15 protein-coding genes are annotated in these 20419 nt (G+C 62.1%); 6 read left to right on the top strand and 9 right to left on the bottom strand.

Annotation, left to right across the window (positions count from 1 at the left end; translation table 11 throughout):
- The first annotated feature begins 64 nt into the window (after window positions 1–64).
- Entirely contained in the window at window positions 65–1744 is a 1680-nt protein-coding gene (locus B0G80_RS33610; protein ID WP_116123818.1) for a GMC family oxidoreductase, read from the top strand.
- 82 nt (window positions 1745–1826) lie between these two features.
- Here the strand turns inward: B0G80_RS33610 and B0G80_RS33605 are convergent, their stop codons facing one another.
- The 6 genes from B0G80_RS33605 to B0G80_RS33580 form a co-directional block, all read right to left on the bottom strand.
- Window positions 1827–3254, bottom strand: a complete 1428-nt coding sequence (locus tag B0G80_RS33605) for an aldehyde dehydrogenase family protein (protein WP_116122126.1) — start codon at window positions 3252–3254, stop codon at window positions 1827–1829.
- 25 nt (window positions 3255–3279) lie between these two features.
- Window positions 3280–4074, bottom strand: a complete 795-nt coding sequence (locus B0G80_RS33600; protein WP_116122125.1) for an ABC transporter permease — start codon at window positions 4072–4074, stop codon at window positions 3280–3282.
- The gene (locus tag B0G80_RS33595) at window positions 4071–4979 is read right to left on the bottom strand and encodes an ABC transporter permease (protein ID WP_116122124.1); all 909 of its coding nucleotides are present in this window, start codon (window positions 4977–4979) and stop codon (window positions 4071–4073) included. The genes B0G80_RS33600 and B0G80_RS33595 overlap by 4 nt, the downstream gene beginning before the upstream one ends.
- Entirely contained in the window at window positions 4976–6313 is a 1338-nt protein-coding gene (locus B0G80_RS33590; RefSeq protein WP_116123817.1) for an FAD-binding oxidoreductase, read from the bottom strand. Before B0G80_RS33590 ends, B0G80_RS33595 begins: the two co-directional genes overlap by 4 nt.
- Window positions 6314–6317: 4 nt before the next feature.
- The gene (locus B0G80_RS33585) at window positions 6318–7031 is read right to left on the bottom strand and encodes an HAD-IA family hydrolase (RefSeq protein ID WP_116122123.1); all 714 of its coding nucleotides are present in this window, start codon (window positions 7029–7031) and stop codon (window positions 6318–6320) included.
- Between the two features lie 65 nt (window positions 7032–7096).
- On the bottom strand, window positions 7097–8176 hold the full coding sequence (locus tag B0G80_RS33580; RefSeq protein ID WP_116122122.1) for an ABC transporter ATP-binding protein: 1080 nt from the start codon (window positions 8174–8176) through the stop codon (window positions 7097–7099).
- Window positions 8177–8277: 101 nt separating this feature from the next.
- Between B0G80_RS33580 and B0G80_RS33570 the strand changes: the two genes are divergently transcribed.
- Window positions 8278–9249, top strand: coding sequence for a LysR substrate-binding domain-containing protein (locus B0G80_RS33570; RefSeq protein WP_106283205.1), 972 nt, complete (start codon window positions 8278–8280; stop codon window positions 9247–9249).
- A 247-nt stretch (window positions 9250–9496) separates the two neighbouring features.
- Window positions 9497–10981 carry an esterase-like activity of phytase family protein gene (locus B0G80_RS33565; RefSeq protein ID WP_116122121.1) on the top strand — a complete coding sequence of 495 codons (1485 nt, stop codon included), beginning with the start codon at window positions 9497–9499 and terminating at the stop codon, window positions 10979–10981.
- Between the two features lie 83 nt (window positions 10982–11064).
- On the opposite strand, the gene B0G80_RS33560 is transcribed toward B0G80_RS33565, so the two are convergent.
- Window positions 11065–11658, bottom strand: a complete 594-nt coding sequence (locus tag B0G80_RS33560) for a TetR/AcrR family transcriptional regulator (RefSeq protein WP_258879107.1) — start codon at window positions 11656–11658, stop codon at window positions 11065–11067.
- A gap of 189 nt (window positions 11659–11847) precedes the next feature.
- Between B0G80_RS33560 and B0G80_RS33555 the strand changes: the two genes are divergently transcribed.
- Window positions 11848–12624 carry an SDR family NAD(P)-dependent oxidoreductase gene (locus B0G80_RS33555; RefSeq protein WP_116122119.1) on the top strand — a complete coding sequence of 259 codons (777 nt, stop codon included), beginning with the start codon at window positions 11848–11850 and terminating at the stop codon, window positions 12622–12624.
- Window positions 12625–12737: 113 nt separating this feature from the next.
- On the opposite strand, the gene B0G80_RS33550 is transcribed toward B0G80_RS33555, so the two are convergent.
- Together B0G80_RS33550 and B0G80_RS33545 are read right to left on the bottom strand one after the other, a co-directional pair.
- Window positions 12738–15647: a winged helix-turn-helix domain-containing protein gene (locus tag B0G80_RS33550; RefSeq protein WP_116122118.1), complete on the bottom strand. Its 2910-nt coding sequence runs from the start codon at window positions 15645–15647 to the stop codon at window positions 12738–12740.
- A 278-nt stretch (window positions 15648–15925) separates the two neighbouring features.
- Window positions 15926–16843 (bottom strand): AraC family transcriptional regulator, encoded by a 918-nt coding sequence (locus B0G80_RS33545; RefSeq protein ID WP_116122117.1) that lies wholly within the window; start codon window positions 16841–16843, stop codon window positions 15926–15928.
- 776 nt (window positions 16844–17619) lie between these two features.
- Between B0G80_RS33545 and B0G80_RS33540 the strand changes: the two genes are divergently transcribed.
- A complete protein-coding gene (locus tag B0G80_RS33540; protein WP_147309951.1) occupies window positions 17620–18147 on the top strand; it encodes a hypothetical protein in 528 nt (175 codons plus the stop codon).
- Between the two features lie 272 nt (window positions 18148–18419).
- Window positions 18420–20228: a hypothetical protein gene (locus B0G80_RS33535; RefSeq protein WP_116122115.1), complete on the top strand. Its 1809-nt coding sequence runs from the start codon at window positions 18420–18422 to the stop codon at window positions 20226–20228.
- The last annotated feature ends 191 nt before the right edge of the window (window positions 20229–20419 follow it).

Raw genomic sequence — 20419 nt, 5'->3', positions numbered from 1 at the left:
CGCGCACAACGCTGAGCGCTTGCCGCGCGTCCCGCACGGCTCATCGTCTGCGCATTCATCGAACGTGATCGACTATCTGATTCTCGGCGGCGGCTCGGCCGGCTGCGTGCTCGCCGCGCGCCTGTCGGAAGATGCCGGCAAGACCGTCTGCCTCGTCGAGGCCGGCCGCAATATCTCGCGAACGGATATGCCCGAGGCAGTGCGCAGCCGCTATCCTGGCCGCGCCTATCTCGACACGGCGAACATCTGGAAGCGACTGAAAGCATGCATGAGCGCCTCGGCCGCGCGGCGCCGTTACGAACAGGCGCGCCTGCTCGGCGGCGGTTCGGCGATCAATGCGCTGATGGCGAATCGCGGCGCGCCGGCCGACTACGACGAATGGCACGCGCTCGGCGCGCACGGCTGGAACTGGAGCGCCTGCCTGCCGTACTTCCGCAAGCTCGAAACCGATTGCGACTTCGACGGCGCGTTGCATGGCAAGAGCGGGCCGGTTCGCATCCAGCGCGCACGGTGGGCGCGTATCTCGCCATTCGTGCGCGCGGTGCTCGCCACGCTCGACGCACGCGGCCACCCGCGGCGTGATGACCAGAACGGCGAGTGGCAGGACGGCACGTTCATTGGATCGATCGCTGTGAGCGCTGCGGGCGAACGCATCCCGACCTCGGTCTGCTACCTCGACGACACCGTGCGCGCTCGACCGAATCTCACGATCCGCACGCACACGCTCGTCGAACGCGTGCTGTTTGACGGCAAGCTCGTGATCGGCGCGCGCGTGATCAGCCAGGACGGCCGCAACGACACGTTGCGCGCCAAACATGTGATCATCTGTTCGGGCGCGATTCACAGCCCCGCGCTGCTGATGCGAAGCGGCATCGGCCCGGCGGCCGAACTCGCCGCGCTCGGTATCGAGGTGGTGGCGGATCGAGGCGGTGTCGGCGGCAATTTGATGGAGCATCCGTCGATTGCCGTGTCGGCGTTTCTGCCGCGCGCTTCCCGCGCGTTATATCCGAACGAGCATCACGAGCAGGCGATCGTGCGCTTCTCGTCGGGGATGAGCGGGGCAGTGCCCGGCGACATGCACGGTGCGATCCTCTCGCGCTCGGGTTGGCATTCGGTCGGCCACCGGCTCGGCACGATCTTCTTCTGGGTGAACAAGTCGTACTCGCGCGGCCGCGTGAGTCTCGCGTCGGCTGATCCGAAAGACGAACCCATCGTCGACTTCAACATGCTCGCCGACGCGCGCGATCTCGAGCGGCTGAAGCTCGCGCTGCGTTTCGGCGCCCGCACGCTCGCTGATCCGATGATGGCGCAGCATCGCGCGACGCTGCTGCCTTCGAGCTATTCGCCGCGTGTCGCGAGCGTGGCCGTGCCAGGCGCGTGGAATGCATTGCAACGCGGCATGCTGAGCCTGCTGCTGGACATTGCCGGACCGTTGCGCGCGTGGCTGGTGCGCAGCGTGGTCACGCAAGGCGCGACGCTAAACGAATTGCTCGCCGACGATCACGCGTTGACGCGTTTCGTGACGCGCTCGGTGGGCGGCACCTGGCATCCATCTGGAACCTGCCGCATGGGCGCGGCCGACGATCCGCTCGCTGTCTGCGACGCGCGCGGCGCGGTGTATGGCGTCAGCGGCCTCTACGTGTGCGACGCATCGCTGATGCCGTCCATACCGTGCGCGAACACGAATGTGCCGACCATCATGATCGCGGAGCGGATTGCGGACATGTTGCGCGGGCGTATGTGAATGCAATGCCGGGCCGCCGCGTTGCAGCGCGGCGGCCCGTCAAGTATCAAGCGATGAGCGGTCCAATCGGCGCCCAGCGTGCTCAGTCGCCGAATCCAACAATACCCTTCACTTCAAGAAACGCCTCAAGTCCCCATTCCGCGTATTCACGCCCATTGCCCGACTGCTTGTATCCGCCGAACGGCGAGCCCGCATCCCACGACGGATAGTTCAGATACACGCTGCCCGCACGAAGCCTGAATGCCACGCGCCGCGCGCGCTCAAGATCGGCGGATTGAACATAGGCGGCGAGGCCGAAGGGACTGTCGTTCGCGATCGCAATCGCTTCTTCTTCGTCGCGATACGGCATGATCGCAAGCACCGGGCCGAAAATCTCTTCGCGCGCGATCGTCATGGAAGGGCGCACATCCGCGAAGACCGTCGGTTGCACGTAATAGCCGCGTTCCAGACCCGGCGGACGCCCGAGGCCACCCGCCACGACTTGCGCGCCTTCGTCGATGCCGGCCGCAATCAGCCGCTCCACACGCTCGAATTGCACGCTGCTGACCACCGGTCCCATGGTCGTGCGCTCGTGATCGGCGGGGCCGACGCGTTGCGCCTGCGCCGCTCGCCGCGCGATCTCCACTGCTTCGTCATGGCGCGCCGCGGGCACGAGCATGCGCGTCGGCGCATTGCACGACTGGCCGCTGTTGTTGAAGCACGAGTTGACGCCGGCCGTCACAGCCGCTTCGAAATCGACGTCGTCCAGCAGAATGTTCGCGGACTTGCCGCCCAGTTCCTGATGCACGCGCTTCACAGTCGGCGCCGCGAGCTTCGCGATCTCGACGCCCGCGCGTGTCGAACCGGTGAACGACACCATATCGACGTCGGGATGCGCCGCGAGCGCCGCGCCGACAGTCGGCCCGTCGCCGTTGATGAGATTGAACACGCCCGGCGGCACGCCTGCCGCGTCGAGTATCTCCGCGAACAGCAACGCATTGAGAGGCGTGACTTCGCTGGGCTTGAGCACCATCGTGCATCCGGCCGCGATCGCGGGCGCGGCCTTGCAGACGATCTGATTGATCGGCCAGTTCCATGGCGTGATCAGCGCGACCACGCCGACCGGCTCGTGATTGACGAGCGTCGTGCCCTTCCTGCGCTGCCACGTGAACGTTTCGCATGTGCGTATCAGTTCTTCGAGATGCCGCCGCCCGATGCCCGCTTGCCACGCACGCGCCATCGCGCGCGGTGCGCCGAGTTCGCGCGAGATCGTGTCGCCCATTTCGTCCTGACGTTCGAGAAATACTTCGAGAATGCGGCGGATCAATGCGAGGCGTTCGGCCGGCGTGGTCTGCGAGAACGACACGAACGCGCGCTTCGCGGCGGCTACCGCGCGATCCACGTCAGCGGGCGTGCCCATCGCCACTTCGGCGATGGCTTGCTCGGTGCAGGGATCGACGACGGCGCGGCGTGCGCCGGTGGACGGCTCGACCCACGCGCCATCGATATAAAACTTCAGTGCGTTGACCATGTAGTCACGTTTCTTCAGAGAGAGGTTAGGCGCGCGCCGCGTTGGAGCGGCGGCTCACCACGACGATCATTACGAGGCACAGCGTCAGCGCGGTCAGCATCGTGCTGATCGCGGCGATGGTCGGATCGATCTCGTCGCGCAGCGTCACGAACATGCGGCGCGTGAGCGTCTGGTTCGAACCGCCCGACACGAACAGCGCGACCACCGTTTCGTCGAGCGCCTGAATGAACACGAACACCGCGCCGGAAATGACGCTTGCCTTGATCTGCGGCAGCGTCACGGCCATGAAACTGCGAAAGCGATTCATGCCGAGACTGCGCGCGACCATCTCTTGCGTGCGGTCGAAAGTGCGCAGATCGGCGCCGACCGAAATCAGCACATACGGCAGCCCGAGCATCGTATCGGCGAGAATCAGGCCGCCGAGCGTGTTGACGTAGCCGGCCTGAGAGTACACGAAGAACACGCCGACCGCGACGATGATGATCGGCACCATCAACGGCAGCATCAGCAGCGTGCGCAGATAGCGCATGATCCAGTGCGTGCCGTTCTGGATCGCGTAGGCGGCGGCCACGCCGAGCGGCGTGGCGATCAGCGCGGCGCAGATCGAAGCACTCAGCGTGGTGCGCGCCGCGTCGATCCATGCGGGATTGTCGAAGAACGAGTGATACCAGCGCAGCGAGTAGGCGGGCGGCGGGAAGGTCATGAAGCGCGTGTCGGAGAACGACAGCGGCACCACGATCAGCACCGGCACCATCAGAAACAGCAGAATCAGCACGACGCTCGTGCCGAGGACGATCCGTCGGAACGGGAGTTTGATCATTTCGCGCCTAGGGTCTTTTCGAGTGGCACCACGCGGCTCGCGGCGTAGAAAATCGCGAACACGCAGATCAGCAGCACGACGCTCACGGCACTCGCCGCGCCCCAACTGTTGTAGATCTCGACGTTGCGGCTCACCACCATCGACACCATGATCGACTTGCCGCCGCCCATCAGTTCAGGCGTGATGTAGAAGCCGAGGCACAGCACGAACACGAGCGTGACGCCGGCGAACACGCCGCTCAGCGAGAGCGGCAAGAACACGCGCAGGAATACGTGCAGCGGCGAGCCACCCAGGCTCGCGCCGGCTTGCGAAAGATTCGACGGGATTTTCTGCATTGCCGAATAAAGCGGCAGCACCATGAACGGCAGCAGGATATGCACCATCGCGATAACCGTGCCGAACTGGTTGTACGCGAGCTGCACTGGCCGGTCGACGAGTCCCGAGGCGATCAGCGCCTTGTTCACCAGCCCCGTGCGCTGCAACAGCACGAGCCACGCATAGGTGCGCACGAGTACGCTGGTCCAGAACGGCAGAATCACCATGCCGAGCACGAGCGCGCTCAGCTTCGGCGGCAACGAGGCGGCGAAGTACGCCACCGGATAGCCGAGCAGCAGCGTGATGACGGTCACGATAATGCTCAGCTTGAACGTCAGCAGAAACGTATCGAGGTAAGCGCCGGTCAACATGCGCCGGTAGTTTTCGAGCGTGAAGCCGTCGTGATAGATGGACTGCCACGACAGCCACGCGAGCGGCACGACCAGCAGCACCACGATCACGAGGAGCGCCGGGGTCATCAGGAGAAGCATCGTGCGATCCTCGCGGCGCTGATAGCGCGCGGCGGGATCGGACTCGGTGGCCTGCATCAAGGTGGTTCCCTGGAGCATCCGTTTGGCGGTTGTCATCATGCACCTACGGCGTCGAGAAACTGATACCACGCCGCGATGAGTCTCACACCCGGCGCGCGCAGCGAATGGAAGGGCACCGGCCGCAGACCGGGCGCGCCGAGCAGCGAAAGCTCCGGCGTTTCGCCGAGCGCGAGCGCGGCGGCATGCTGGCCGAGCAGGCTCGCCATCGCGACGCCTGCTCCGTTATACCCCAGACAAAAGGTCGTGGCGTCGTCGCTGCGTCCCACATGCGGCAGCGAATTGAACGTCATGCCCACATAACCCGACCAGCGATATTCCACGCGCAGGTCTGCGAGATCGGGAAAGAGCGCGACCATGGCACGCTGCAGCGTGTCGAAGCCGGTTGTTTGCCCTTCCTTGCCGAACGCGTCGCGTCCGCCGAACAGCATGCGGCCGTCCACTTTGCGGAACCACTTCATCATGCGCCGCGTTTCGGTGTAGCTGCGGCGCTCGACCATCAGGCGCGCGTCGAGGTCGGCGGGAAGGCGTTCGGTGGCGATCATCGCGCTGCGAAACGGTACGAGTTCGCGCTGATACGGTGCGGTGGCCTCGGTGAGATCCGAATACGCATTGGTCGCGACGATGACCTGCTTCGCGCGCACCGTGCCGCCTGGCGTGCGCAGCGTCACGCGCGGTTCGCCGGGCGCGCGTTGCATCTGCTGCACCGGCGTCGATTCGTAGATCGGCACGCCGCGCAGCGTGAGGCCGCTCGCGAGTCCGCGCACGTATTCGAGCGGCAGAATGGTGCCGGCGTCCGCGCTCAGCACGCCGCCGACAAAGCCCTTGGAACCCGTCTCGCGTTCGATGTCGGCACGCGATTGCGCGGTCATGGAGGTATCGCCGAGATTCGTGCGAACCCAGTCCGCCTCGGCGCGGATCGCGGTGAGCGCGGTGTCCGTGTGCGCGCAGCGCAGGCTGCCCGTGTGTTCGAAGCGGGCGCCCGCCAGCTGGAATTCATCGACCAGCGTCTCGACGACCCGCACACCGTCATGCGCGAGACGATGCATGCGCTTCGCGGTATCGAGGCCGTGCAGCTTGTCGATGGTGGGAAACGACAGGCGGAACTTCGACGACACCACGCCGCCATTGCGCCCGCTGGCGCCCCAGCCCACCGGATTCGCATCGAGCACCACGCAGTCGACGCCGCGCTTTTGCAGCGCATACGCCGCGGCGAGCCCCGAGTAGCCCGCACCGATCACGGCGACCTCGACGTCGAGATCGCGCGTGAGCGGTACGCCGGTGCTGACCGCCGCAGCGGCGCCGGGCGATGCCGTCAGGAGCGCGCGCCAGAGCGAATCAGGCGCGGGCGTGGGAGGTGTCATCGGCGCGAGCATCGGCTCACGCGGCGAGGCGTGCTTCGGCTTCGACAGCGTCCGCGAGCGCGCCCAGCGTCGCAAACTTGAAGGTCGGCGTGGTCACCGCTTCCGGCACGGGCGTGGCGCCGAAGCCCTTCACGTTCTGACGGCGCTCGATCCAGCAGGTCGCATAGCCGAGTTTCGTGGCGATGCCGATGTCGTGATACTGGCTCTGCGCGGTGTGCAGGATCTCGCTGAATTTGTAGCCGAACGCCGCTTGACGGCCGCGGTTGTACGCGAAGAATTGCGGGTCGGGTTTGGCCACGCCGGTTTCATCGCAGCAGACGGTGTCGTCGAACGGATCGCCGAGCGTGTGCGCGTAAGCCGAGAGTGCCACGCGGTCCGCGTTGGTCATCGCGACCAGGCGGAAGTGCTTGCGCAGACGCTTGAGCGCCGCGACCGAATCCGCGAACGCCGGCCATTCGAGCACGTCGCGCTGGAAGGCGGCGGCCGATTGTGCGTCGTCGGGCAGACCGAGTTCTTTCGCGAGCGACAGATAGACATTCGCCATTTCGTGGCTCGAACGGCCCGGATAAGTCGCGCGCCCGCGCATGTACGGCTCGAAGATCTGGTCGTCGGTCAGGTCCTTCGCTTTCGGGCCGCCAATGCGCCGAACTGAAGCGAGCACGCCGCGCTCGAAGTCGATGAGTGTGCCGACGACGTCGAACGTCAGGACCTTGAAATCGGTGAGCTTCATGAAATCATCCTTTTGCAATGTGCGGTGAATCGGAGAGGGAGTGCCCCATGTGTGGGCGGAAAAAATCAGGCGGGCACGACGATCGTGTCCTGCGGGTCGAGCGTCACGCTCATCTGCGCGCCCGGCTCGGGAATGCGGCGGCGCGCGTCGTGGCCGCCGGGTTGTCTGAGGCTGATGGCGGTGCCGTCGGCGAGCGCGGCGAACACGCGCAGACTCTCGCCCTGGTACAGCACCTCGGTGACGCGGCACGATAGACGGTTCACGTTGCCGTTCTGCACGCCGCCGCCGCCGATCACGAGTTTTTCGGTCTGCACCGCGAGCAGCAGTTTGTTGCCATGCGGCAGCGGATGCGCGGTGCGCAGAACGGTATCGCCGAGACGCACGGCGTCGTCGCCGGCGCGCGTCACGTCGAGCAGCGTCGCCTCGCCGATGAAGCTCGCCACGAAGGCATCGCACGGGCGGTCGTAGAGTCGTTCAGGAGTGTCGATCTGCACCAGCCGGCCGTTTTTCAACACGGCGACGCGGTCGCTCATGGTGAGCGCTTCGCGCTGGTCATGCGTCACATAGACGATCGTTGCGCCGAGCTTGCGATGCAGCCGCCGCAGTTCGATCTGCATGGTTTCGCGCAGCTGCTTGTCGAGCGCGGAGAGCGGCTCGTCCATCAGGATCAGTTGCGGCTCGAACACCATCGCGCGGGCGAGCGCCACGCGCTGCCGCTGACCGCCGGAAAGCTGACCGATGCCGCGGCTTTCGTAGCCGGAGAGTTCGACCATCGCCAGCGCGTCGGCGACTTTCTTCGCCCACGTGCCTTTCGGCTGACGGCGCGCGCGCAATGGAAACGCGACGTTCTCGCCGACGCTCATATGCGGAAACAGCGCGTAGTTCTGAAACACGATGCCGATGTCGCGTTTATGCGGCGGCGCAAATGTAATGTCGCGCTCGCCGACCCAGACCGCGCCCGAACTCGGCTGCACGAAGCCGCCGAGAATGCCGAGCAGGGTGGTCTTGCCCGAGCCTGAAGGGCCGAGCAGCGAGACGAATTCGCCGGGGGCGATGTCGAGTGAAACGTCGTCGAGGGCCACCACCTGGCCATAACGTTTCGCTGCCGATCGGATCGAAACACCTGTTTTCGCTCGTGCGTCCATTGCGTCATGTCTCGCTGTAGAAGCCTGCGTTAGGGAAAATATAGGCTTCGCCTTTTTTGGCGGCAATTCCCAAATTGTTGGAGAAGGCATAACATCAGATCATGCCTAATCTCCGCAAAAAACTGCCGAGCGCCAATGCGCTGTTCGTGTTCGAAGCCGCCGCGCGCTGCGGCAACTTCACGCGCGCGGCGCAGGAGTTATATGTGAGCCAGCCTGCGGTGAGCCGCATGCTCGCGCGCATGGAGGACCATCTCGGCGTGCGGCTGTTCGAGCGCGTGCGCGGCGGCATCGAGTTGACCGAGAACGGCAAGATTCTTTATCGGAAGATCTCCGAGGGCTTCAACGGCATTGAAGGCGCGATCCGCGAGATCGAGGCGCGCGCCACCGGCGTGGAGTCGGTCACGCTGTCGGTGTCCACGGCCTTCACCACGCACTGGCTGATGCCGCGCATGAACCGGCTGAATCAGGCGTTCCCCCATGTCGACTTACGGTTCCAGTTGATCTCGGGGCGCATCGGCGGGCCGCTCGTCGACGTGGATCTGGGTATGCGCTTTCGGCGCGAGGACGAAATCGGCGAGAACAGCGTGCTGGTCATGCCGGAGACGCTGCTGCCGGTGTGCAACCGGCGCTATGACGAGATCGCGGCCACCGAGGCGGGGCGCGCGCACGGCGACACGGTGATCGTCATGGACGACGGCGAGCGCGGCTGGCATGAGCGCTTTGAAGCGTTCGCGGCACACGGACGGCACGCCGCGAGCATGTTGAGTTTCAACGACTACGCGATCGTCGTGCAGGCCGCGTTGCTCGGCCAGGGCGTCGCGCTCGGCTGGTTGAACGTGGTGTCGCACTGGCTGCTGGAAGGCGCGCTTCAACCGGCCGAACAGGAACTGATCGTCACCAACCGGCGCTGCTGTCTGGTGTGGCCGGAGAGCCGCCCGCTGCGGCCGGCCGCGGCGGACGTGCGCGACTGGATCATCGAGGAAACGCGCGCGGACGTGCGCGCGGTCGATCGGGCGTATCCGAAGTTGGGTTTGCGCCGTTCGCTGGCCGACGCAGGACTGGTGATCGGGTAAGGGCGCGGGCACCCATCGACCCTTCCGGCGCGGTGCAATGCTGCCGCCTTTGTCTCAAGGCCGGTTCCAGACGTCATTATTCGGTCACGAACCTCACGCAGTATTACCGGCGGCCTTCAATCGGCCGACGGGCCGCGGGCCGGCCCGCCTTCAACGTCTTTCGCACATCCACGCGGACAAAAGCGCCCATGCACGACGCCGCGCGCCCGATCCGTCGACAAACAAGCCTTCCAATCAAGGAGACACCGTGTCCCGTTCAAGAATCTTTGCTCTGACGGCGATCGCTTCGTCGCTTTTCTTCGCAACGGCCGCGCATGCCGGCATCGATCTCATCGCGGTCGGCCAACTCAGCGGCCTCGCCAGCGACTTATCGAAGGAAACCGCGGCGCCGCTGGAGAACGGTGTGGCGGGCAATCTGCTCGGCGGTCTCGGTTCAGCCATCGCTTACGCGGGATGCCATACGTTCGTCGCCGTGCCGGACCGCGGCCCGAATGCGGTGTCGTACAACCCGGCGATCGACGACACCGCTTCGTATATCAACCGTTTTCAGACTTTGCGTCTGCGCCTGAAACCCGGCGCGAGCGGTGCGTCGCTTCCGTACACGATGGCGCCGACCCTGCTCGCCACGACGCTGCTCCACACCGACGACAGGCTGGTCTACGGCACAGGCGCTGCCGCGGGCGTGCCCAACGGCGCACCCGCGCTTAACCGCCGCAATCACACCAACTACTTCACCGGCCGCTCGGACAACTTCGATCCGACACGCCTGTCGACGAACGACCGCGACGCGCGCTTCGATCCCGAAAGCGTGCGCGTGAGCAACGACGGCGACAGCGTCTTCATCTCGGACGAGTACGGCCCTTACGTGTATCGTTTCGATCGCCGCAGTGGCCGCCGGATCGACACGTACAAGCTGCCGGATGCGTTCGCGGTTGCCACACTGAGCCCGATCGGCAACGACGAAATCTCGGAGAACACCTCGGGCCGTGTCGCCAACAAGGGCATGGAAGGTCTCGCGATCTCGCCGGACGGCAAGACGCTGTTCGGCGCGATGCAAAGCCCGTTGATCCAGGATGGCGGCACGAAAGGCGCGTACACGCGCATCGTCAGGATCGACGTGCGCACCGGCAAGACGACCCAGTTCGCGTATCCGCTGACGAACATCGGCACGGCAGCCAAACCCAAATATCCGACCATTAGCGACGTGGTGGCCGTCAACGATCACGAAATGCTGATGGATGAGCGGGACGGCCAGGGCCTGGGCGATAACTCGACGGCCGTGTTCAAGAAGGTGTTCCATATCGACCTGAACGGCGCTCAGGACGTGAGCAACGCAAGCGGCGAGGCCGGCCTCGCGCCGTATGCGGTGCAAAAGACGCTGTTTGTGGACCTGGTCGCCGCGCTCACCGCCCACGGCTACAACGCGAACGATATTCCGGCGAAGCTGGAAGGTCTGGCATTCGGTCCCGATGTCGTGGTGGGCGGTGTGAAGAAGCACACGCTGTTCGTCGCCAACGACAACGACTTCTTAGGCACGGTTACCGATACCAACCACCCGGCCGGTATCGCGAACCCGAATCAGTTTTTCGCCTTCGCGTGGGACCCGAGCGACTTGCCCGGTTACGTTGCGCAAAAATTGCCCGGCGTGGATGACGATCATCACGGCGACCACCGCCGCGACCGCGGCGAGTCGGACCGCATGTGCGGCTTCGATCGCGACGACGATCATTGAAGCGCTGACGCACGTCTCGTAGTTTCCGACGCGCATTGAGGCGACAGAAGGGCGGCGCTGGCCTATGCCGGCGCCGCTCCAAGCTAGGCTTCGGCGCCTTGCGCCACGATCAGATCCAGCGAGCCCGCCAGAATTGATCTGGCTGTTTCAGGGTCGTCGACCGCACGCGCCAGCGTCACCGCGCCGACGATGGTCGCGACAATGCCGAGCGCCAGGCTTTCGCTATCGCCGGCCAACGTCTGCGCGATGCGCGACGCCAGTTTGTGCACGTATTGCGTCAAACTCTCGCGAACCGCCGGCGCCGCGTGCCGCGCTTCGCCCGCAAGCGAGCACAACGCGCAACCGTTGCCCGGATCCTTGATGTGTTTCTCGCTGAGAAACATTTCGGCGATCACGCGCAACGGTTCTTTCTTCGCCGAGCCGTTCGCATTTGCCGCCGCGAGAGTGGCGGCGATCCGTTTCTCGCTCAGCGCGACGGCATACTCCAGCGCCTCGACGATCAACGCGTCACGCGACTCGAAGTGACCGTAAAACGCGCCATGCGTGAGACCGGCGCGTCGCATGCAGTCCGCCACGCCGAGCGCCTCGATGCCATCTTCCCGAATCTGCCGCGCCGCTGTTTCCAGCACACGCTGCCGGCTTTCTGCTTTTTGCGCCTGCGAGTAGCCCATTTCCATCACCCCTCTTGACAATCTGCATGATGAGCATAATACTGAAAATGTGCATGATGATCAACATGCAGAATTTGGGTGAGGGCATCTTTCGCGGATGTCCGCACGCGGCGGTGCTTTTGGCCGCTTAACCGTTACAGGCGTCGCACGGCCGTGACTATCGGCGCGTTCGCGGCGCAATCAAGGAGAGAGCTGATGCGTTTCTCAGGAAAAACAGCGTTGATTACCGGTGGGAATAGCGGCATTGGTTTCGTCACGGCGAAGCTGCTGATTGCCGAAGGCGCCCAGGTGGTGGTCACCGGCCGCGACGGTGCGAAGCTGGATCAGGCCGTGTCCGAACTCGGCGACAACGCGCTGGGCGTGCGGGCCAATCTGGATAACGAAGCAGACATCGACGCGTTGTTCGAACAGATCAAGAGCAAATTCGGCTCGCTGGACATCGTGTTCGCGAATGCCGGCATCTCGGGTCCGACGCCGCTCGGCGGCACGACAGCCGCGGCGTTCGAGGCCATTCTCCGCACGAATCTGACGGCGGTCTTTCTGACCGTGCAAGCCGCATTGCCATTGATGAGCGCGGGTGGCGCAGTCGTGCTGAACGGCTCGGTGATGCGTGAACTCGGCTCGCCTGGCTCGTCGGCGTACTCGGCCACCAAGGCCGGTATCACGGGTATGGCGAAGGTCTTCGCGTCGGAACTGGTGCAGCGTGGTATTCGCGTGAATACAGTGATCCCGGGCGGCACGCGCACGCCGATCTGGACGCGTGGCGCGCGCGAGGGCGCGACGCTCGACGGCACCGAACAGGCGCTCGCGCCGCGTGTTCCGATGGCGCGCCTCGCCGCTCCGGAAGAAGTCGCGGCGGCCGTGTTGTTCCTTGCTTCCAGTGACGCGTCGGGAATGACCGGCGCGGAAATCGTCGTGGACGGCGGCACGATTGGAGCGCCGTGGGGCGCGCCGATTTTCCGTCAGGCGTAAGCGGCGTTCAAGGCAGGCAGCTGCGTCGCTCGACATACAGGCGGCGCGGCTAGCAAGCTCAATACGCCTCGCTCGCCAGATTCATCGGCGTATCGTTGACGAAGCTCTCGATGTTATCCATCAACTGATTCGCCAGACTCTGCGAACGCCGCTCGTTGTCCTGTCTTGCCGTGACGTGAGCGCAGCGCCCTGATCATCGTGAACAGCGAGTGCACATCGGCGGCACTGGCTGACGCGTCGAAATACGGTGCGATCTGTTCCAGCACTTCGATCGCTTCGTCATTCCGGCCTTGGTCGCGCAGCAGTACCGCCATGGCCAACGACGCGCGCAGTTCCCACATTCTCGCGCCCTGCGCGCGGGACATTTCAAGTGCCGTCGCGAAACAGGTGAGCGCTTGAGTGAGCCTGTCGCCGAATTCTTCGCCGGCACCGGCTTGCACACCGGCTTCAGCGTGCGCGGCGATCCCGAGCACACGCCAGATTTCCGGCACAAACATCAGTTCACCGTGATGTTGGCAAAACGCCAGCGCGTCGTCCAGCCGGCCGGTCGCTTCGCGAGTTCGTCCCACGCTCACGAGCGCCTCCGCATGCACGACGACAAACAACGTAACGAGGCGCCTGAAGCCGCGCGCAATCAACGCATCGAGCGATGCGGCCAGGATCGGCAGCGCCGGCGCCACCTGTCCGTCGAGGATGTCGCGGTAAGCGCTCAGGCAGCCGCAATACTCCACCCACGCGTCGAAGCGATGCAGCGCTGCCTGCGAGCGCATGATCTCCAGGTACGCCCCGGCGCGGCTCAGATCGCCCGACAGCAGCGCGAGCGGCGCGGCCACGGCGCCGAGCATGTGCGTGAGCGATGGCTCCATCGTTTCCGGGCGAACCCGGCTCACGAGCGTATCGATCAGCGTCATGGCCTCGCAGGGCCGGCCCTGAAGCCAGGCGATCCGCGCGAGCGTCCCATTGCAATAGACGAGCGGATCGACGGCGAACGCGCTGTCCCGCTGCGACTCGCCCTCAAGTTGCGCAAAGCGTTCGCGCGCGCCCAGCAGTCTCCGTTTAGCCTCCGCGTGTTGCCCGAGACAGTGCTGCGATATGGCTACCGCCTGGTCGCCCAGAACGGCTTGCCATGCATTGCTTTCGTCTTCGGCGAGACGCTGCAATTGCCGCGCGAACTTCATCGATTCGTGGATGTTGCTGCTGGAGAGCATCATGTTCCAAAGGCCCCACAGCGCGCGCGCCTGAAACGCGCGGTCGCCGCTCGCGATCGCCAGCGCAAAAACATCGCGCCACAGTTCGGCCGACCGCGCCACGCACCCGTGAACCGACGGCAAGGCCGTCGCCAACGCCGCGCGCACCCGCATCTCGCAGGCGGCGCTCGCCGTCCCGGCCGGAAGCTGGTCGAGTACGCCGACCGCCCGTTCGGCGCGTGCGCAGGCCTCCGCGATCATGCCGCCGTCGAGTAGCGCATCGGCGAGGTTGGACGCGAGATCGACGCCGAGGCACACATCGCCTTCGGGGGAGAAGGCCCAGTCGAACGCGCTGCGCGCGTCGTCGAACGAGTGGTGGAGAACCGTGGCGCGCTCGGCGTCGCGCGGCACGGCCGGCGCCGTGCGCATCTGGAAGCAGGTAGACAGATAGCGCGCGTGGCGCGAAGCGAACGCCGGGCGCTCGCCTTCGGCCTGCAGTTTTTCCAACGCGTAGGCTCGCGTCGATTCGGGCAGCCGGTACTTGGCGACCGGCCCGTCGAACTCGACGTTGGCGAGCGATTTGGCCAGCAGTTCGCTGATCCCGCTGATCGCGTTCGCGATCGTCAACGTGGAATCGCACACGACCGCGCACATGGCCTCGAACGTGAACACGCCGCCGAACACTGCGATCCGCCGGAAGAGACACTGCGCGTCTTCGTCGAGTAACGCGAAGCTCCAGTCGAAGGTGGCGCGCAAGGTCTGATGGCGCGGCAGCGCGGTGCGGTAGCCGCCCGCGAGAATCGCCATGCGATCGTCCAGCCGCCGATGCACGCCCTCCACGCCGAGCGCCGCGACGCGCGCCGCCGCCAGTTCGATCGCGAGTGGAATGCCGTCCAGCCGGCGGCAAATCTCGCCGACCAGCCGCAATTCGGCGCTCTCGGCCCCCACCTTGTACTGCAATGAGTTGGCGCGCAGCAGAAACAGATTTACGGCCGACTGTTGCAGGATCTCCGCATCGGTGCAATGTAAGTGCGGTACGTCCAGGGGATCCACGCGAAATACGGTTTCGGACATGATGCGCAGCGGTTCACGGCTCGTCACGAGCACACGCAGCAAATCGCTTTCCGCTGTCAATGCTTCCACGATTTCGGCCACGAAACCGATCACATGCTCGGCATTGTCGAGCACCAGTAGCCGATGCCTGTGCGCGAGCGCCGCGGCGAGTTGCGTGACGGCGGGCGTCGCGTCTTCCGTGAGCATTCCGCAGCCTTCCGCAATGGCGCCGAGTACGCCGTCATACGTGGTCAGCGTGGCCAGTTCGACGAAGCAGGTTGGCTCGGCGAAATTCTCTTCGGCTTGACGCGCGGCTTCGATCGCGAGACTGGTTTTGCCGATGCCGCCCGCGCCCACCAGCGTCAGCACGTGCGCGTCCTGCAGCATCGCGCGGAGCTGTTCGACTGCCGCGTCGCGGCCCACGAGGCGGCTTTTGGGCGAAGGCAAAGGACGCCCGGCGCAAACCTGATTGGCGGGCCGCACAGGGGCCGGCTTTTGCCGATGCACAAGCTGATAGCCGCGGCCGGGCACGGTGAGAATCAGATGCCGGTCCGCGCCGAGAATTTTGCGCAACGCTGACAGATGCACCTGGATGTTGTTCTCTTCCACCACGGTGTTCGGCCAGACCGCATTCATCAACTCGTCTTTCGTGACGAGACGGCCGGCGGCGGACACGATGACGGCGAGAATGTCGAAGGCGCGTGAGCCGAGATGCAGCGCTTCGCCGTCCCGCCGCACGATGCGCATTTCCAGATCGATTTGAAAGCGGCCTAGTTCAATCATGTCGTTTTCAAGTCCCGGGACAATGAGCGTGAGAGGGCGATGTGCCGCTCGGTGGTCAGTGAGCGCCTTGCATGTCTTCGCTGCGGCGGCGCAGGCTCGAACAGCCATCGTCGATGGGCTCGAAAGTACCTTGGCAAATCACGCGCGTCTTGTCGGTTAGTGCGATGCTTTGTAGGAAAGTCTATCGGTGCGTGCGAATGCCGTTCGTTCGTTGCAATAGCGGCATGGTTCAGGAGGCGGCAGGCGCCGTCAGTGGCGTGTGTTCGACGTCCGGCCGCTCAGCCGGCGGCCTGTCTGCGCCATGTGCCTGGCGGCGTGCCGACCAGTTGCGAGAAGGTCCGCGTGAAATGGCTCTGGTCGGAGAAGCCGCACGCAATGGCGATTTGGGAAAGGGAAAAGTCTGAATTTCTCAGGAGATCGCGAGCCCGGTCGATGCGCCGTTCGAGCAGCCATTGATGCGGCGTGCGATGCGTGGTTTCGCGAAAGGCGCGAATGAAGTAGCTGCGCGAGAGGTTGCATGCGTTGGCGATTTCTTCGATCGACACGTTGCCTTGCGACTTGGCGAGCAACATGTCTTTGGCGCGGGTTTCCTGCAAGCTCGAAAGGCGCCGGGTCTTGCTGAAGGACGAGCACGCCGTGCCGCCGTATCGATCGAGCAGATGTGTGCCGATGGCGAGACCTAACTGCTCGACAAAGAGCGGGCTTGCGTCGCTCTTGCGATCCAGCGTGAGCGAGAGGATCTGCGCGAAGTGGCCGAGCGTTGGATCGTGGCGACCGGCGAGCGTGGCGAGGCGCGGCACGTTTGAACCGTTGCGCTCATAACAGGCGTTCGCGATGAAAGCACGCGACAGTTCGATCAGCACGAAATCGAATCCGCGTTGCAGATCGGCCTGATAGTCGTCCGCGAAGTCGCGGATATAGACGCTATCCTGGCCGAAGTCGTGGGTCGTCCAACGGTGCGCCGAATAAATGCGCCGGCGGTGGCCAGGCTTGAGCGACACGCCGATCAGGAAGCCGCGATCGGAACCGTGCATGGCGACCGCGCTTGGTTTGTCGTCCGCGGTGGACTTGCGATAAAACTTGAACTCGCCCGTGTCGAGTTCGAGGTCCCGGCCGAGCTGGTTCGAGAGGCATCCCAGCGAGTCCTTGGATCGTGCGGCCGGGGCGGGGGTGGCGGTCAGTGTGGCGTTCAACATGATGGGTCACCTCGATCGTCGCGCAGCGGTCGCACTGCTTTCAGCAATTTACCTGAAAATTAAAAAATGTAAGCTAGCGGGATTATGGCTTAATCGGCGCGGAATGTGAAAGTGCGGAGTTGAATGGTCGGTGCTTTAATAGTAGGCAGAAGGACACATTTGATGCGGACGCGTGGGCTCTGGAGCGTTCAGGCGTGGTGTCGCGCTGCATATTGTTGGCGCAGCCGTTTTATTTTTTTTCGGCTTGCCGAAATGATTTATTTTTGCGCTGACATATTGGCGTAACGGATATCGATGCAGTAGGGCGACAGAGTGAGTGCGACTGCCGCCGCAGTTGTGCGACTGAGCGACAAGGTTGGTATGACTGGACTACATTGTCTGGTCGCGTGAGCATCTACCGCGCCGAGGCCGAGTCGGACAGAAGTCGGCCATGAAGAGACCTTCACTCGTGCGTCGCTCGGACATTCAGGTGACCGCTTCATTCTGCGATCGGTCATTTGTCGCCGGGATCCGGCGACGCTTCAACGGAGTAGAAATTAAGACCGGGAATTTTTTGGACCGCAACGTGGCGGATTGCTGACGATGATGACATGGAGCGACCAAGCTGCAGATTCGTGCATCATGGAACTCGTTGGTACATGTAGATCGTTACCTTGGCGAAAGTAGCCTCTCGTCTAGGTTGCACCTTAAGAAAATATTGCAATTGCCGATAACTATAAATGCGGCGCCGGTCGCCCTTGCTTGTCCTTAAATTCTCTAAAAACTTTAGAAAACGCATGCTTAGCACCCTTATCTCTGTTCTTGAAGATCTAAAAAAGAGTCCGGCAATCGCGATAGTCTTCTTTCTCATCGGTTCCATCGCGGGGCTCGGTGCATACAAGTACGTATCTGGTGTCTTCAATGCGGATGTCGTCCTCAGCGGTTCTTATATTTATAAAACCGACATCGACAAGGAGTACGTCACGAAAGATCGCTACACCGCAGAAGCCGACGAATTGAAGACTGCTAAATCAGACCTCGAGTCAATAAAAAAGCAACTCGCCGACGTCAAGGCAGCACAGCTCACTATGTCGAATTCAGTGTGTCAACGATTCGCCCTTGATGAGGACAATGTAATAACAGAGCAGCGCAATGTGGAGCAAAACATCCAAAGCGCTCTTTCTCCTTACATTTCGTCGATAAAGAAAGGAGACGACCTTATGCAGGCTGATATGCATCGAGCAGATGAACTGCGCAAATACTCGGAACAACTCAACCAGCAATTGGTGCAATTACGCACCAATCTCTCAAATTGCGGACGATAAATGCGATCAATTGGCGACCCATCCTGAAGCCGTGCGTCCGAGTGCAACAACCTATCGCCGCTTAACGTCGTGCGCGCGTGATGGGCCTATTTGCGTTGATCCGGCATATACAGTTTGGCATGACGATTTGAATGACAGTTCCATTTGAGAGCAGGCAGCCAGGTAGCATTGGGCTCAAGGGCCGCTCAGGGTCAAACTGCGCCGAAACGCATCAGGCACTACCTTTGCGATTAGACATCACTTCTCGGGTACAGAAAATGAAAAGCGTTCGAGTGAACAAAGCCCACGACTTAAAAAAAATTGAAGGCCTCGTATTTTTCTCCGAAAGGATAAAAGAGTTGCTTGCCCATTCGACGGATGACTCCTTCAAGGTATCGGGCTTAAACACTCGCAGTCGCGCCGTAGAGCTTGAAAGGCTAGTTAGACACGCGTACGCGACGACGCAAAGAGCGACGGCGCTTATTCCCCTTTTCGACGAACTGCTCGACAGTACTCGACTTGACCCTGTTCTCCCGCTACTAGGGCACAAACCGCTTCTGATAAAAATAGTGGAGGAAGTGCGCAACATGGTCGCCCAACAGAAGCCGCGCTTGTTGCTTGACGCTGCAGACTCGTTGAACGCGGTAGCTGGCCTCCTTGTCCAGTATAAGAACTGCGCACAAGACCATTTGATTTCTGTCGTAAAGGATCATCGCGAGAAACAAGTCATATCTTTAGTTAGCGAGATCTATGTCATCGAATTGCAATCAATTGGATATAGCCGAGAACACATTCGGCATGCTTCGAAAAAGCATCTTGCAACCAAATTGTCGAAAGCCGACCCAATTGACGTCGATGAAATTCTAAGATTATTCTTCAGCGAATTTTCTGGCGATCAAAAACACTTCAGAGTTGTCACTCGTTGCGATATAAATATTCCTGAGGGCGCACGCTCTACCAGTCGGTTTACCTATTGCGATCTTCCTGAAGGATTTGCAAAATTAAATCAGCTCGAATTTGAAAATATCGGATCGTCTTCCGGGTCTGGATTTGGAAAATACGTCGTGGCCGATAACATAACGGCGTACGATCCGTTTGACGCACGCGAATCCTTCTATCGAAAAATCAATACCAGCAATGGTGTTTGGCAGTATCTAAATCATGCTCCGGCTGCACACTACGCCCATTCTTGCATTGTTAAGGATGTGGCTTCGCAATCGGAGATCCGTATCCGCAAACCCATAAACGTCATGTTGCGAGGCCAGACGCAACGCTCCCTTAAGCAAATTGATACTTCACGTGTGAACGAGCTAATTTCGGCGATCGATAATCTAAAAAGCCCGTCGAAAAATTCATTTATGTCGGCAGTTCGCTTACACAAAGAGGCACTTGATTCTAGTTCGATCCAAAACCAGCTTATCGATCTGTGGGCTTCGCTGGAAGGATTCGTGCCCCAGACGATTGACGAAAGTCCGCGTATCGGAACGGTGCTGGACCATGTCCTGCCAGCACAGACTTTGATATATGCAGAGAAAAAATTTCTTTATGCTGCTGCCGGTTTGGCCAACGCAGGCAGCGACATAGAAGCACTTGTCGAAAGCGTTGAAATTGAAGGATCATTTGAGAGAAAAGTCGCCGCGCTTATCTTGTGCGACGAATATTTGCCGATTGCCAAGAATATCCTTTCTCACGCTTCGTGTTCGCCACTTCTCAGATTCTTAATTTTCACTCTCAACGCGACCTTTCGAACTCGCGCAACGACAAAGGCAGAATTACTTAGGCACCGCAGGCGGCTTGAGTGGCAGCTCAGGAGAATTTATATCGCCCGGAACACATTGATGCACAGCGCGATAACGCATGCAAATCTTGACGTTCTCGTTGAAAATTTGCATTCGTATTTCGACGTGCTTCTGGGGGGAGTGATGCGCCTCGCAGCAGTAATGGGGTCCAATACATCAATTAGTGCTGCACTCAAGGTCATTGCAGCGACAGAGAGTAGCTACCTCGGTTCGTTGGATCAGGCTAAAAACGACAAGTTTACGGTCGACGATTTTGAGAACGTTTTCTTTTCATCGGGGAATCCACTACTCAGTGAGCTTTAATGCTGCAAGCGACCTCGCCTGCAAATGACCGTTTGGCTTGTATGAGAGGTCACTGATCTAGCGAGGTTCCAGCGGCGGAAATGGGTCGACGAACGAAACCGCTCGCGCGGTAGGGGGCTGCGGTCCGACGCTGGAGGTCAGGGAGGGGCCGGTCGCGCGGTTTATGTTGGCGAATGAGGCAATCCGCCTCG

The sequence above is a fragment of the Paraburkholderia sp. BL6669N2 genome (genome assembly GCF_003387275.1).
Lineage (GTDB): Bacteria > Pseudomonadota > Gammaproteobacteria > Burkholderiales > Burkholderiaceae > Paraburkholderia.
The sequence above is the reverse complement of the archived record's forward strand: the minus strand, read 5'-3'. Positions and strand labels throughout refer to the sequence as shown.